The following is a 1,673-nucleotide window of genomic DNA, read 5'->3' as shown; positions in this document are numbered from 1 at the left end:
GAAGCGCCGTGTCTCGATGTTTTCGGAGGCCGGGAAGGTCGGGCCCGCCTATTGCACGGGCGTCGGCAAGGCGATGCTGGCCTATCTGCCCGAGGACGAGCTGGAGCGGATTTTGCCGCAGCAGTCCTTTCACCGTTTCACGCCGTCGACGATCTGCTCTCGACAGGAACTGGCCTGCGAGCTCCGGCAGATCCGGCAGGACGGCTTTGCGCTGGACCGCGAGGACCATGAGCCCGGCATCATCTGCGTCGCGGTTCCGATCCTGTCGAGGAGCAGGCAGATGATGGGCGCGGTTTCGGTGACCAGTACATCCGCCCGAACATCCCTGGGCAAACTGAAGAAGCTTGTTCCGGATTTACACAAAGCAGCCGGGAAAATCGCCAATGCCGCCGAATATTGGCGCTTCCCCGAGAACGAGAGAACGCCGGAAAAAATGGGGATCTAGCACGATGTCAGGTGTAGTACTTCAAGACGTAGTCAAGCGATACAGCGACGTTCAGGTGATCCACGGAGTGGATCTGCAGATAGAGGATGGCGAGTTTTGCGTGTTTGTCGGGCCGTCGGGATGCGGAAAGTCGACACTGCTGCGCATGGTGGCGGGATTGGAAGAGACCACCGAGGGCCAGATTTCAATCGGCGCCCGCGACGTGACGCGCATGGATCCCGCGCAACGCGGCGTGGCGATGGTGTTTCAGACCTACGCTCTTTATCCCCATATGACCGTCAAGGAGAATATGGGGTTCGGCCTGAAGATGAACGGCCATCCGAAAGCCGAGATCGCCGAAAAGGTTGCCGAAGCCACCCGTATCCTCAAGCTCGAACAATATCTCGACCGCAAGCCGTCGGCGCTGTCCGGCGGTCAGCGTCAGCGTGTGTCCATCGGCCGTGCCATCGTTCGCGGCCCGGAAGTGTTCCTGTTCGACGAGCCGCTGTCCAATCTCGACGCCGAGCTGCGCGTTGAAATGCGGGTCGAGATCGCCCGTCTGCACAAGGAAATCGGCGCCACCATGATCTACGTGACGCACGATCAGGTCGAGGCGATGACGCTGGCCGACAAGATCGTCGTGCTGCGCGGCGGTTACATCGAGCAGGTTGGCGCACCGCTCCAGCTTTACCGCGATCCGGACAACAAATTTGTCGCCGGCTTTATCGGCTCGCCCGCGATGAATTTCCTGGAAGCGACGAGCAAGGGCGATTCAATCGAGGTTCCGGCTCTGAAACAGAGCTTCAAACTGCCGGTCAGCGTGCCGGCTGACGGCACCCGTGTCATTTTGGGTATAAGGCCGGAGCATATCGAGATCGATAGGGGCGGCGACACCCTGGCCGTCGATCTGACGGAAGCGCTCGGCGGAACATCCTACGATTATCTCGTGTCCGACAATGGCGAGAAAATCATCGTCGAGGAACGCGGTGACGAGCGTTCCGAGGAAGGCGCAAGGGTCGGAATCAAATTCGATCCGGAAAGGGCGATGCTGTTCGACGGCGAGACCGAAAAGCGCATTCGCTGATAATATGGGTCCGGGACGCGCATCGCAGTGCGCGCGCCGAAAAGCGGTCGCATAACCCGTTGGCTGTGCTTTTCGAGACACCTTTCGAGAATGCCTCCGGATAGAATTGACATTCAAAACATGGCTGGCCCAAACATCAGCGGAAGTTATGCATGGCAATCTCTC

2 protein-coding genes are annotated in these 1,673 nt (G+C 59.3%); both read left to right on the top strand.

Features of this window, described 5'->3' with window-relative positions:
- The coding region (locus AC5E6N_RS24030; protein WP_491750178.1) for an IclR family transcriptional regulator at positions 1-445 on the top strand (445 nt) is incomplete at its 5' end.
- Between the two features lie 4 nt (positions 446-449).
- Positions 450-1,508, top strand: a complete 1,059-nt coding sequence (locus tag AC5E6N_RS24025) for an ABC transporter ATP-binding protein (protein ID WP_491750177.1) — start codon at positions 450-452, stop codon at positions 1,506-1,508.
- Positions 1,509-1,673 lie beyond the last annotated feature (165 nt).

This window comes from Hoeflea sp. (assembly GCF_984452065.1).
The sequence above is the reverse complement of the archived record's forward strand: the minus strand, read 5'-3'. Positions and strand labels throughout refer to the sequence as shown.

Coding starts and splice junctions, on each gene's coding strand:
- AC5E6N_RS24025 (WP_491750177.1), top strand. CDS start 450: ATGTCAGGTGTAGTACTTCAAGACGTAGTCAAGCGATACAGCGACGTT.